Annotated in this window: 9 protein-coding genes; 3 read left to right on the top strand and 6 right to left on the bottom strand. The window is 52.8% G+C overall.

The features are described from left to right. Positions 1–2: 2 nt before the first annotated feature. A complete protein-coding gene (locus M2374_RS07505) occupies positions 3–239 on the top strand; it encodes a non-oxidative hydroxyarylic acid decarboxylases subunit D (RefSeq protein ID WP_096755928.1) in 237 nt (78 codons plus the stop codon). Positions 240–332: 93 nt separating this feature from the next. On the opposite strand, the gene mutS is transcribed toward M2374_RS07505, so the two are convergent. The 3 genes from mutS to M2374_RS07490 all read right to left on the bottom strand — a co-directional run bounded on the left by mutS (position 333) and on the right by M2374_RS07490 (position 4,413). Further along, positions 333–2,900: a DNA mismatch repair protein MutS gene (gene mutS, locus M2374_RS07500; RefSeq protein ID WP_259154358.1), complete on the bottom strand. Its 2,568-nt coding sequence runs from the start codon at positions 2,898–2,900 to the stop codon at positions 333–335. Between the two features lie 206 nt (positions 2,901–3,106). Beyond that, complete coding sequence (locus tag M2374_RS07495; RefSeq protein WP_181688817.1) at positions 3,107–3,625, bottom strand: hypothetical protein; 519 nt, start codon at positions 3,623–3,625, stop codon at positions 3,107–3,109. Beyond that, positions 3,625–4,413: a winged helix-turn-helix domain-containing protein gene (locus M2374_RS07490; RefSeq protein ID WP_174361387.1), complete on the bottom strand. Its 789-nt coding sequence runs from the start codon at positions 4,411–4,413 to the stop codon at positions 3,625–3,627. The genes M2374_RS07495 and M2374_RS07490 overlap by 1 nt, the downstream gene beginning before the upstream one ends. A gap of 503 nt (positions 4,414–4,916) precedes the next feature. Between M2374_RS07490 and M2374_RS07485 the strand changes: the two genes are divergently transcribed. Then, a complete protein-coding gene (locus tag M2374_RS07485) occupies positions 4,917–5,522 on the top strand; it encodes a helix-turn-helix domain-containing protein (RefSeq protein WP_096755932.1) in 606 nt (201 codons plus the stop codon). 41 nt (positions 5,523–5,563) lie between these two features. Here M2374_RS07485 and M2374_RS07480 read toward each other — a convergent pair whose 3' ends face one another. From M2374_RS07480 to M2374_RS07470, 3 genes are all read right to left on the bottom strand, one after another. Next, a complete protein-coding gene (locus M2374_RS07480) occupies positions 5,564–6,937 on the bottom strand; it encodes an HlyD family type I secretion periplasmic adaptor subunit (protein WP_096755933.1) in 1,374 nt (457 codons plus the stop codon). Next, positions 6,924–9,128 (bottom strand): type I secretion system permease/ATPase, encoded by a 2,205-nt coding sequence (locus tag M2374_RS07475; RefSeq protein WP_174361386.1) that lies wholly within the window; start codon positions 9,126–9,128, stop codon positions 6,924–6,926. Before M2374_RS07475 ends, M2374_RS07480 begins: the two co-directional genes overlap by 14 nt. 75 nt (positions 9,129–9,203) lie before the next feature. Beyond that, complete coding sequence (locus M2374_RS07470; protein ID WP_181688818.1) at positions 9,204–10,547, bottom strand: TolC family outer membrane protein; 1,344 nt, start codon at positions 10,545–10,547, stop codon at positions 9,204–9,206. A 331-nt stretch (positions 10,548–10,878) separates the two neighbouring features. On the opposite strand from M2374_RS07470, the gene M2374_RS07465 reads away from it, so the two are divergent. Next, a partial coding sequence (locus M2374_RS07465; protein ID WP_259154343.1) for a retention module-containing protein occupies positions 10,879–13,454 on the top strand: 2,576 nt, incomplete at its 3' end.

Genomic DNA, 13,454 nt, shown 5'->3' with positions numbered 1-13,454 from the left:
AGATGATTTGTCCACGTTGTGCTGATGAACATATTGAAGTGATGGCAACCTCGCCGGTGAAAGGCGTCTGGACGGTATACCAGTGCCAGCACTGCCTGTACACCTGGCGTGATACCGAGCCGCTACGCCGTACCAGTCGCGAACATTACCCGCAGGCGTTTCGCATGACGCAAAAAGATATCGATGACGCGCCAATGGTGCCGAGCATCCCGCCGCTGCTGGCGGAAGGTAAGCGCTAATCAAAATCCCGGGCGTGGCTTTGCCTTGCCCGGCTTGCATATAGCGATATTTTGTAGGCCCGATGAGCGCAGCGACATCGGGCACAACGAGTGTTACACCAGGCTTTTCAACCGATAAATCCATTCCAGCGCCTGACGCGGTGTCAGGGAATCCGGGTCGAGATTTTCCAGCGCTTCTACAGCGGGAGACGTTTCTTCCGGTGCTGAAAGTAGCGACATTTGCGTCCCGTCTACCTGGGTCGCGGCGGCATTTGGCGTAATGCTTTCCAGTTCGCGCAGTTTTTGCCGTGCACGTTTGATAACGTCTTTCGGCACACCGGCCAGCGCAGCGACGGCCAGACCATAGCTTTTGCTTGCCGCACCATCCTGCACACTATGCATAAAGGCAATCGTATCGCCGTGCTCTAATGCGTCCAAATGCACATTGGCAACGCCTTCCATCTTCTCTGCTAACTGAGTCAGTTCAAAGTAGTGGGTTGCGAACAGCGTCAATGCCTTGATTTTATTGGCAAGATTTTCTGCGCACGCCCATGCCAGCGACAGACCGTCATAGGTGGAGGTGCCGCGCCCAATCTCATCCATCAACACCAGGCTGTTCTCGGTGGCGTTATGCAAAATATTGGCGGTTTCGGTCATCTCAACCATAAAGGTCGAACGACCGGACGCCAGGTCATCCGCTGCGCCCACGCGGGTAAAGATGCGATCGATCGGACCTATCTCAACCTTTTGCGCCGGAACATAGCTGCCGATGTAGGCCAGCAGGGCGATCAGTGCGGTCTGGCGCATATAGGTACTTTTACCGCCCATATTCGGCCCGGTGATGATCAACATCCGGCGCTGAGGTGAAAGATTCAGCGGGTTGGCAATAAACGGTTCGGTCAGCACCTTTTCAACCACCGGATGACGGCCTTCGGTAATACGAATGCCGGGTTTATCGGTGAAGGTCGGGCAGGTGTAATTCAGGGTATAAGCCCGTTCGGCCAGATTGACCAGCACGTCGAGCTCGGCCAGCGCGCTGGCGCTCTGCTGTAAATCCGCCAGGTGTGGTAACAGCATGTCGAAGAGTTCGTCGTACAGCTGTTTTTCCAGCGCCAACGCTTTACCCTTCGAGGTCAGGACTTTGTCTTCGTACTCTTTGAGTTCAGGAATGATGTAGCGTTCGGCATTTTTTAGCGTCTGGCGGCGCACGTAGTTAATGGGCGCCAGATGGCTTTGACCGCGGCTGATCTGAATGTAGTAACCGTGTACACCGTTAAATCCAACCTTAAGTGTGTCCAGCCCGGTGCGTTCACGCTCGCGGATCTCCAGTCGGTCAAGATAGTCGGTCGCGCCATCGGCCAGCGCCCGCCACTCGTCCAGCTCATCGTTATAGCCTGGCGCAATGACGCCACCGTCGCGTACCAGTACCGGCGGGGCTTCAACGACGGCGCGTTCCAGCAGTTCACGCAGTTCGCTGAACTCGCCCATTTTCTCGCGCAGCATCTGTACCGGCGCGCTGTCGACGCCTTCCAGCTGTGCACGCAGTTCAGGTAATTGCTGAAAGGCGTGGCGCATACGGGCCAGATCGCGTGGACGCGCGGTACGCAGTGCCAGGCGAGCCAGAATACGCTCCAGATCGCCGACCTGACGCAGAACCGGCTGTAATTCGCTGGTGACATCCTGCAGGGCGCCGATCGTCTGCTGACGTTCGGTGAGGATTTTGGTGTCGCGAACCGGCATATGCAGCCAGCGCTTAAGCATACGGCTGCCCATCGGGGTGACGGTGCAGTCGAGCACCGAGGCCAGCGTATTTTCGATACCGCCGGCCAGATTCTGGGTAATCTCCAGATTCCGGCGTGTGGCGGCATCCATAATGATGCTGTCCTGCTGGCGCTCCATGGTGATGGAACGAATATGCGGCAGCGAGGTGCGCTGGGTATCTTTCGCATATTGCAGCAGACAGCCTGCGGCACATAAGCCGCGCGGTGCGTTTTCGACACCAAAGCCAATCAGGTCCCGCGTGCCAAACTGTAAGTTAAGTTGCTGGCGGGCGGTATCAATTTCAAATTCCCACAGCGGACGGCGACGCAGTCCGCGACGGCCTTCGATCAGCGAGGTCTCGGCGAAATCTTCGGCATACAGCAGTTCTGCCGGGTTAGTGCGCTGTAATTCTGCCGCCATGGTCTCACGGTCGGCTGGTTCACTGACGCGAAAGCGCCCGGAGCTGATGTCTAGCGTGGCATAGCCGTAGCCTTTGCTGTCCTGCCAGATAGCGGCCAGCAGGTTGTCCTGACGCTCCTGCAACAACGCTTCATCGCTGATGGTACCGGGCGTGACGATGCGGACAACTTTGCGCTCAACCGGACCTTTGCTGGTGGCAGGGTCGCCAATTTGTTCGCAAATGGCAACCGACTCCCCCTGATTCACCAGTTTTGCGAGGTAGTTTTCTACCGCGTGGTGGGGAATGCCCGCCATCGGGATCGGTTCGCCCGCGGATGCGCCGCGCTTGGTCAGCGAGATATCCAACAGCTGCGACGCGCGTTTGGCATCGTCATAAAACAGTTCGTAAAAGTCGCCCATGCGGTAAAACAGCAGGATCTCCGGGTGCTGAGCCTTCAGCTTAAGATACTGCTGCATCATGGGGGTGTGGTTGGTGAAGTCCGTATCAAGTGACTCTTTCATATTGATTATGCTCGTTTTTTAATATTTTTAGGTACTCGGGCAGTCTCATGTGAACCCCCTGTAGACTCACACAAACCCATAAATTTCACTATCGAAAGCAGCCTGAAGGGCTGCAACGGCAAGCCTCAGTTCAGCCACAATAGAGTATCTTATCACCGACTACCCCAGACATTCACCCGTCACTTTGGCGCAAAAATACGGTGTCACTATTCACTCTCGGGCAAGTCATAATTCTGGCAGTACAGGTAGGGGATGCCTTCTTTAGTGATCAGGTAGGTTTCTTTATTCAGAGAGAAAAGATCGACATTAGAGACGCTGGTATTGGTCAGGAAGAAATCGGGCAGGAGTTGCTGGATGATATTGACAGGGGCGGTTTCACGATTTGATATATGGATGTTCTGCGATACCCATACCGGGCTTGAGCCATAGCTGGAGTGGGTAAACAACACCATGCGTTGCACGGTTTGCTCGCTGTTGTTTGCATCTTTGATGATGCCATCAATATTCACAATACCTTTACTGTCCCCACTTTTGATATCGATGATCCCGCGAAACGAGGCTGTATCGCGTACGATCTCGATCGTAGCGCGACAGGCTAGATTATGTAGATGGCTATGATTTTTACCCTGCTGCCAAAAACTCACAATACTGATAACCACAAGACAAAGCAGCAGGATAATACCTGTTTGTGTTCTGATTTTGGGCGCGCGGGAAGGTAAGTTCATTAGCTATCGTACCGTGGGTAATAGACCGACTGACAGGTATTCTTCTTCTGCTCTCCGTTTATAGGGGAGCGACACTGGATCACTGACAGTTTTTTGGACTCAGGATACGTCGTTATATAGATAAATTTATTGTCCTGGCACAACCCTGGGTTCTTATCGATAAAAGCAGTGTGTCGGGAGAAATCGCTGGCATCGTTATTAAAATAATACTTACAGTTTGAGTGGGTATTTTGGGTGGCAATATAACCGGAAAAATAATTATCACGGGTGTTCCACGGATACAGTATCAGACCGCAGATGATAATAGTCAGTAAGACCAGTACAGATTCTGTCCTGGTGATCCGTGTTTTATGTGCGGTATTATCTGAAAACTCAGTGAGGTCGGTATTGGGCGGCCAATCTTCTTCTATTGCCGCAGGGCAATTCTCCGGCGTGTCAATTTCCTCAATGCTAAATGTGTCCTGGATGATCAGCCCTTTACGGGTAATGGTTGTGATAAAGGATGCTTCCAGTTCTAACTGAAGTAAACTTTTACGCAGCGAGAGAATACTCTGATAAAAAGCATTGAAGCTTGCCTGACGATGGTTTTCACCCCAGCCAAATTCCAGTAGTTCGTTTTGCGAAACCACTTTTCCGTGATTTTGGATGAGTAATAAAAGACATAATGATGCTGAGTGCTTGAGCTTTATCTGTAGCTCGGGTTGATCCACTCTCGCCAGGCATTGAGTTGCTGGTGTAAAGATGATTTTTCTTTCAATCAGATAACTGATGTTACCAGTCTCAGACATGATGTCTCTACTCTTGATGATGCTTTCATTGGTGGGGTGGCATTAAAAACATCCCGGCCATCAGGACCACCAATGTCTGTCAGATTCTGCAGCCAGAACCGCGAAATGTTGCAATTTAGTATCATAGCACAACAACAGTAATGGTTTGTTAATGAAAATAAAACATATAGGAATCAAATAATTGTATCTTTCTGGCTATTGCGAAAAGAAGAGAAAGAAGAAATAATGATGACAAAGGCGATAAGCATTAATTCTCTTTGGACTGCGCAATATACTGTTCGGCATCACCACGCGAGAACACGGTTCACACCGAAAACGCGCCAAAGTACCTGGGAATGCGGGTGGTGAAACCATGATGGTTGCGATGTTTGTCGTACCTGTAGTGCGTAGCATCCGGATTAACATAAAAATATAAACGGAAATAAATGTCAGCATGTTATTAAGCTGGCATTTATTTTTGTTTCTGTTTTTTTGTCAGGCATAAATTTGTAGCAGAGATATCCATGTTCCAGAATGAAATAGAGAAGTCGGTAGTACTTATTGGTGATGAAATTAAGAAATCAGATAACGCCTGGCTCTCCTTACGGAAAAAACGCCAGCGTATTGACCTGAAGGTCGATGGACATATCTTATTTCTGGAGAAAGGGACGGTCTCTGTGTATCGTGTAGAAAATGACCTGGTTACGGTCAGTATTTCAGCACCCGCTATTCTCGGGCTACCGCAAATGCGCACCGAAGTGGCAGGACATTATTTACGCTGTGACACCGATTGTGAAATGTGGGCAATGAGCGTGCAGAATGCCGATCTCCTGTTCACCGCTAAAAATTTATGGAAGCAGGCGTTTGATATCTTAACGCACCATCTGCAACGCTATTTTCAGCGCGAGACCCTGCAATCGCACCGTACTATTCGCGAGCTGATTATTGAGCATGTGAAGTATATTTGGGCGATGGCACCTGAGGTGCGCGAAAAAACGTCAGTGTATACCTTTATTCTGGCGCGTAACCATATCTCGCGCAGCGCCATCCACAAGGTATTACAGGAACTAGTTAGCGACGGAAAAATTAGCCTGAATCGCGGAAAGCTCACTTCTTATATCCCATCATAACCGCGTACGCCCCCAGGGCTAGGACTGGGGGCGCAGAGCCATTAACGTTCTCTCAGTGCTTCCGCACGTGCGCGGATAATCGGTTTGAGTAGATAGCTAAGAATCGTCTTTTTACCGGTGAGAATATCGACGCTGGCCACCATACCGGGAATAATCAACATCGGGTGCTCTTTCGTCCCCAGATAGTTTTTATCCGTTTGCAAACGGACAATATAGAAACTCCGCCCCTGTTTATCCGTAACCGTATCCGGGCTTATCTGTACCACTTCACCTTGCAGGCCACCATAGATGGTGTAGTCGTAGGCGGTAAATTTCACCATCGCGTGCTGGCCCGGATGAAGGAAGGCAATATCGCGCGGTTGTATTTTGGCTTCAACCAACAGCTTGTCATCAAGCGGGACGATCTCCACCAGATCGCTACCGGGTTGAATCACCCCACCGATGGTATTCACCATGACCTGCTGGACGATACCGCGGACCGGCGAGGTGACCATAGTACGATTCACGCGGTCTTCCAGTGCTTTGACGCTGGCCTGCGCCTTACTCAGATTGGTACGGGCTTCGTTTAACTGGGCCAGCGCATCGCTTTGAAAGCGACCGCGACTTTCGCCAATTTTGTTCTCAATCTCTTTTATTTCTGAAGCGACTTTAGGCAACGTCAGGCTGATAGAATTTAACTGCCCGGCGGTTTCTACTTCAGTACGGCGCAGACGCAGCAGCTCGACTTTCGAGATCGCCCCGGAGGCAAGCAGCGGCTCGGACATTTTGATTTCCTGGCGAATTAACCCGAGACTGCGCTTAAACTGATCTTCTTTTGATTCAACATCGCGCAGTTCCTGTTTCTTCTGTACCAACTGCTCTTCAAGTCCGGAGATTTCGTTGTGAAATTGCGCGCGACGGCTGTTGTACAGTTCTGTTTCTCCGCGGGCGACGTCCGGTGCTTTGCTGGCTATCTCTTCTGAGATAACAAAGTCCCGGTTTTCAACCTCTGCCGTCAGGCGTTCCACCTTCGCCCGCAGGCCGAGTTTATCGGCTTCTGTTTCACCGACGTTAGAGGCAAAACGGGTATCGTCGAGATGCAACAGTGGCGTACCGGCGTTAACGATTTGTCCTTCATGCACGTACAGCTCGGTAACAATCCCGCCTTCCAGGTTCTGTATCTTTTGCAGTTTTGACGAGGGGATCGCTTTACCTTCGCCGCGCGTCACTTCGTCAATGCTGGCAAAGCCCGCCCACACGAAGGCCAGCAGCACCAACGCCAGAATCACCCACAGCGTCAGGCGAATCACCCTCGGGGCGTCATCAATAATGGCGTGGCTGACGTCATTGATACTGTCAGTTTGATTTTCATCGCGGGCACGAAAGTAGGGCTGTACAGAGCGGCGGGCGCGAGCCAGGAAATCAGCGAGACGCATTTATCTGCCCCTTTTTTAACGCATCCATCACGACCGCTTTCGGGCCGTCGGCAATGATGCGTCCTTTATCAACAATAATCAGGCGGTCAACCAGCGAAAGCATTGAGGCGCGATGAGTAACCAGTAATAGCGTTTTACCTGCAATGCAGGGGGCCAGCGCGTGTTTAATCTGCTCTTCGCTGGTGTTGTCCATCGAACTGGTGGGTTCATCCAGCAGCAGCAAAGGGGGATCGAGTAATAACGCACGTGCGAGCGCGACGGCCTGGCGTTGCCCGCCAGAAAGCCGCGAGCCACGCTCGCCGACCTGCAGGTTATAGCCGTCAGGGTGCAGGCGGGCGAAGTCGTTCACTCCCGCCAGTTCTGCCGCGCGCAGCATAGTTTCGTCATCGACATAGCGCGCGCCGCAAAGCAAGTTGTCGCGTAGCGTTCCGCTAAATAACTGGATGTCCTGCGGGACGTAGCCGATGCTGTGGCGCAGATCGTTGACATCCAGCTGGCGCGCATCGACACCGTCGATCAGGATGTTACCGGCACTGGGCGGGTACAAATTAACGATCAATTTACTCAGTGAGCTTTTACCGGAGCCGCTACGACCGATAATGCCTACACGCTCACCGGGCGAAATGGTCAGGTTGATCTTGTTGAGCGACAGGCTTTTTTGTTCCGGGTAGCTGAAGTCCACATCGCGAAATTCTATGCTGCCCTGCAGTTGTTCACGTTTGAGCGGCGTTTCATCCGCCCGGCGTTCCTGCGCCAGCGACATCATTTTCTCGGTACTTTTGATGGTCAGCTTCGCCTGTTGATAGCGGGCAATCAGGCCGGTTAACTGGCCCAGCGGCATTAAGGCGCGACCGTTGAGCATGTAGCAGGCGATCAGGCCGCCCATACTCAGCTTGCCGCCGATTATCATGTATACGCCGACGATGATCATTACCACGCCAGAGATCTGCTGGAACCAGCCGGTCAGGTTGCTTGCCAGGCTGGACAAGGTTTTCACGCGCAGTTCCAGACGGCTCAGGCTACCCAGCGTTTGCTCCCACAGATACTGGCGCTCGCTCTGGGCATTATTCACTTTGATGGCATCCAGGCTGCTTAATGTTTCAATCAGCAGCGCCTGGCGTTCGCTGGCCAGGCTCATGGTTTTTTCCACCGCGGCGTTAACCGGTTTTTGCAATGCCCAGCTGCACAGCAGCGCAACCGGCAGCGTGAGGACCGGGATCCACGCCAGCGCCCCGCCGATAATGCCGATGACAACCAGCAGCAGCAGGGTAAAGGGCAGGTCAATAATGGTTGTCAGGGTGAGCGAGGAGAGAAAATCGCGCAGCGACTGAAACTCGTGGATGTTTTGCGCGAAGCTGCCCACGCGCGCAGGGCGCTCCTTCATCTCCATACCGATAATGCGTTCAAACAGGGTCGAGGAGATAATGAGATCGCTTTTTTTGCCAGCAATATCCAGGCAGATGCTGCGCAGCATTTTTAAGATCAGATCAAAGACAAAAGCCAGGCAGATACCGACCGCCAGCACCCACAGGGTTACCGTCGCCTGATTCGGCACCACGCGGTCGTAGACGTTCATGGTAAACAGCGGCGTGCCGAGCGCAATCAGGTTGATCAGCAGACTGGCCAGCACGGCATCCATATACAGAAAGCGCGACAGCTTGAGCGTATCTTTAAACCAGGATTTAGTACGCGGTAAAAATGCTTCTGCCTGCAAATCGAATTCGTGGCGCGGGTGAGCAAAAATTACCTTGCCGGCATAGTTCTGCGCAAGCGTGGTGGCATCGACGGTGATTTCGCCTCCTTCGCTTTCGCTGGGCATAAAGCGGGCGCTACCGTCATCATTCCAGCCCAGTAACACCCCGGTTCCCCCGGAGCGCAGTAACAGAACGGCGGGCAGGGACATGGCGGGGATTTTATCGAGCGCGCGCGTCACCACCCGGGCTTTTAAACCGGCGCGTGCAGCGGCACGGGGGAATATATTCAGTGTGAGCCGATCGTTTTCTAATGGCAGGCCGCTGCTTAATGTTGCTCGACTGGCGGGTTTACCGTGCAAAGAACACAGAATGAGTAAGCTATCTAATAAAGGGTCGTCATTATAGCTACGGGGATCATGATATTGAGAATTTGTGCTATCAGAATTCTCCGGGACTTCATTTAATAATTCAGCTTGTGCACTCATTTTAGCAACCATTTCTGACTGCACGACTTAAAAATAGCATGCTAATAATAAGTGTGCAGCTCAGATGTTTATTTGTATAAATAATGATTAATGAAGTTCCGGCAGGTTATTTCCTGCTGCGGTATCTACAGGTTGCCCCGATGGCGGCGGTGCGATTTTTAGAATACTCATTAATTCACCGGTGCGTTCGCTAATTCGATACCCGCTGGTCATGGCCAGGTAACGTAATTCAACCAGACGACGTTTAGAGGAGAACACTTCATTTTCACTGTCGAGTAAATCCAGCAGCGTACGTTCACCCAGACTAAATTGGTCCTGATAGGCGGTGCGAACTTTCACGCTTCGGTCGGCATATTCTTTCGCCGACGGCAGCTGGGCGCGCGCATTTTGTAATGCAGTCCACGCCAGGCGCAGCTCCTGATTCAACTGGCGCAGGGTGTTATTGCGCACATCCTGAGCCTGTTTATGCAGGTAGGCGCGAGATTCCATGTTGGCTTTGTCGCTGCCGCCCTGGTACAGGTTGTAATGCAGCTTTACCATCGCTTCCCACTCTTCAGTGTGCGCGCGGGTGGTATCGGTGTTATTGCTGATACCCCGAGACAGCTCAACGTCGACACGCGGGTAGAAGGTCGATTTTGACGCTTCATACTGCTGATGTGCGGCTTCGATGTCGGCGTTGGCAGACTTCAGTAACGGGTTGTTGTTTTCCATCCGGTTTTTGGCGTCGGCAAGTGAGGTCGGGAGCTGCGCGTCAATGCTTTCCGGCAGGCTTAACCCTTCAGGATCTTGACCGCTTACACTGACAAACGTGGTCTTCGCGTCTTCCAGGTTGGTTTGCTCGGTGAGCAAATTGTTCCGTGCCTGCGCCAGACGAGCTTCCGCTTGCATAAAGTCGCCGGAGCGGCCCACGCCCTGATCGGTACGCAGTTTTATCTGGTCGTAAATGCGCTCGTGGTTAGCGAGATCATCTTCTGCCAGGCGAACAAACTCCTCGCGCTGCAGCACATCAAAATAGGCCTGAATTACCGTGTAAGCGGTGCTTTCGCTGGTGTTCATCACGCCAAATGCCCGTGAATCAACGGTCGCTTTTTGTCGTGCAACGTCGCTATGGGTGGCAAAACCATTAAACACATTTTGCTCCAGGCTGAGCGTCGCGCCATTGGGGGATTGAGTCAGCCCGTTTGTGCTGCCTGCGGCACGGGTGGTCGCATCATCAATATTTTTACGCCCGGTTTCGGCATTTAAATTCAATGCGGGTAAATATCCACCTTGTGCCGCACGGAGTTCTTTTTCTGCTGAATAGCGACTATTTATAGCCGCATTAACTTCAGGGTGATTAGCTAATGCGTCTTTAACGGTATTGTGTAAGTCTTCTGCATACACGGAATTTATTGAAAACCATGAAAGCAGAAAAACGAAAAACTTCTTCATGACAGGAATGCCTTATATCACACGGTTATGACATCCAGTTGTCGTCGCCATCATCCATTTTCACAAACACGTTATATTAATTAACAAATATGAATTATCTTAATTGACGCTTGCAATCAGCTATTCAGAGATATGTTTTGTCACATCGTGTTTTATTTTTGGTTATTTTTTATTATATTCATTTGCCAGTCAAGTCTCATGTATATGCATTCTAAAAAATGTGTTTTTTTCCACATTGAATATTAATGTTTACATTAAAAGAATGTGTTTTTTGTTCGTTAATATATTAACGAGTTTATAAAAATAATGATGGTATTTAAGTGAGGTTACGGTGAGCAAATTACTCGGTGTGATCAAAGCAATTATTGGACAGGTCTATGTTGTTGAAGCCAATGGCACACAACGACTTGTTCATGAAGGCGACAGGATCTCTCTCGGTGAAGAAATTGTGACCGGTGCCGGCGGCGCGGTCAGTATCTCTCTACCTAACGGGCAGACGGTAGATATTGGGCGTAATAGCCACTGGGGAGAGCACGGGATACAGGTAAGCCATAATCCGAATCATGATGCCCAGGATATTGCCGCCGTACAAAAAGCCATCGCCGATGGTGCGGATCCGACGCAGATACTTGACGCGACCGCAGCGGGCAACGACGAACCGGTGCCGATGGAAGGTGGCGGTGGCGGTCACACGCGGGTTCAGCTTGAACTGACCGGGCAGGTGGTTGATCCTACTGCGGGTTTTGACACCAAGGGACTGGGTAGCCCAAACGGCGATATCAACCTGCCGGTGGCGGGGATCCTGTCCGGGTCTGCCAGTCTTTTCCCACCAGAAGTGACTATTGCGGAGTTTGCAGGCAACGACGGCTACATTAACAAGAATGAATTCCACCGGACGCATTTAAGCGGCACCAGTAACCAGAACCACGTCACGCTGACCTTCACCGATAGCCAAAAAAACACATTCACCGTCGATGTCCCTGTGAGGAACGGTCACTGGTTTATCGATACCGATCTGGGTGGATTACAGCCAGGGAACGTCACCGTGGTGGCAACGGCCACCGATGTGTCGGGTCGAACGGCACAAACTTTCGACAATGCGCTGATTGATATCACCGGCCCACGCATCGATATTACGGTAGATAACGTCACGCCAGACAACCTGATTAACTACGAAGAATCTCTCCATACGCAAACCATCATCCATGGGCATGTAGGCGGCGACGCCAAACCTGGCGATATCGTGACCTTACTGGTCGATGGCAAAGAATATACCGGCATTGTGACCGATCCTGGCAATGGCCCGCTGACGTATAACATCCCGGTATTAACTCACGGGTTGCTGAATGACCCAACTTTCCACGCCACGTTAACGTCAACCGATGATGCCGGGAATACCACGACTGTTTCTACGGAGCATCATGTCGAGAGCGATCTGCTGGCACAGAATGCTGTGACCATCGAGACAGTGGCGAATGATGATGTTGTTAACGCCAGTGAAAACCGCATGCCAACGCTGATTACCGGCGTCGCCAGTGGCGATGCCAAAGCGGGCGATCCGGTGACGTTGACTGTTCAGGGAAAAGAATTCCACGGCACGGTTTTCGACGATCATGGTCAACTCCGGTACGAAATTGAGGTGCCAAGGGGAACGCTTAAAGAAGGCGTCAATGATGTGCAGGTGAAGGTGGTTAGCCATGATGATGTGGGTAACGAAGCGACTGCCGTCACACACAAAAACGTGGTGCTGGACACCGTGGCGGCGAACGCCATCAGCATCGACACCGTGGCAGATGACAACACTGTCAACCGCAGTGAGTCCCGTATGCCGACGCTGATTTCTGGCGCAGTGACCGGGGATGCGCAGCCGGGTGACCCGGTGGCGGTGCAGGTGAACGGCCAGACCTTCAACGGCGTGGTGGTCACCGATGAACACGGGGCGCTGCGCTATAACGTGGCGGTACCGACCTCCGCCCTCCACGAAGGCCGCAACGACGTGCAGGTCACCGTCACCGGCGTGGATACGGCAGGCAACACCGCGGTGGCGGTGCAGAACACCACGGTGACGCTGGATACCCAGGCGGCGGATGCCATCAGCATCGACACCGTGGCAGATGACAACACCGTCAACCGCAGTGAGTCCCGTATGCCGACGCTGATTTCTGGCGCGGTAACCGGGGATGCGCAGCCGGGTGACCCGGTGGCGGTGCAGGTGAACGGCCAGACCTTCAACGGTGTGGTGGTGACCGACGAACACGGGGCGCTGCGCTATCACGTGGCGGTGCCGACCTCCGCCCTCCACGAAGGCCGCAACGACGTGCAGGTCACTGTCACCGGCGTGGATACGGCAGGCAACACCGCGGTGGCGGTGCAGAACACCACGGTGACGCTGGATACCCAGGCGGCAAACGCCATCAGCATCGACACCGTGGCAGATGACAACACCGTCAACCGCAGCGAGTCCCGGATGCCGACGCTGATTTCTGGCGCGGTAACCGGGGACGCGCAGCCGGGTGACCCGGTGGCAGTGCAGGTGAACGGCCAGACCTTCAACGGCGTGGTGGTCACCGACGAACACGGGGCGCTGCGCTATCACGTGGCGGTGCCGACCTCAGCCCTCCACGAAGGGCGCAACGACGTGCAGGTCACCGTCACCGGCGTCGATACGGCAGGCAACACCGCGGTGGCGGTGCAGAACACCACGGTGACGCTGGATACCGTGGCGGAAAACGCCATCAGTATTGATACGGTGGCGGATGACAATATCGTCAACCGCAGCGAGTCCCGTATGCCGACGCTGATTTCTGGTGCGGTGACCGGGGATGCGCAGCCGGGTGACCCGGTGGCGGTGCAGGTGAACGGCCAGACCTTCAACGGCGTGGTGGTGACTGATGAACACGGGGCGCT

The organism is Citrobacter sp. JUb117, from assembly GCF_024809055.1.
Taxonomy (GTDB): domain Bacteria; phylum Pseudomonadota; class Gammaproteobacteria; order Enterobacterales; family Enterobacteriaceae; genus Citrobacter; species Citrobacter gillenii.
This window is presented reverse-complemented; position numbering and strand designations above follow the sequence as displayed.